1 pseudogene is annotated in these 421 nt (G+C 23.8%); it reads left to right on the forward strand.

The annotated features are described in order from the left end of the window. Nucleotides 1–421: pseudogene (locus ELQ11_RS09705) on the forward strand (hypothetical protein); the annotation flags it as partial.

A 421-nucleotide genomic window follows, 5' to 3' on the forward strand; every position in this document is an offset into this window, starting at 1 on the left:
TTTAAAAAAAGAAGATGAAATATACTTTAAAGCAGTAAAAAACAATATATCATATTTTATTAATAAAAACGATGGAATTTTAAAAGTTGCTCTTGCTGGTAATGAAGAAAATGCTATAGAATTATACAGTTTTGCTAAAGAAAATCAATTTAAAATTTTACAAGATAAAGCTTCAAAGATGCTAAAAATCTATTTAAAACTAGAAAGGTATAGTAGCGAAGAGATTTTATCACATAGAGGGGGAAATTTTGAATTAACACTCAATAATCTTAAGATTTTAGATGAAAATGGAAATAATCATGAAACCATCACTAAAGTATTTCTTCATAATTGTGAGAATAGAAGGATTTATGAAAGTTTAAAGTTAGAGTATCAAGAAGGCATTTATAAGAGCAGTTTTAAAATTGATTTAATTTTAGAT

Origin of the sequence: Campylobacter sp. US50a (assembly GCF_004379015.1) — a bacterium.
Taxonomy (GTDB): Bacteria; Campylobacterota; Campylobacteria; order Campylobacterales; family Campylobacteraceae; genus Campylobacter_D; species Campylobacter_D jejuni.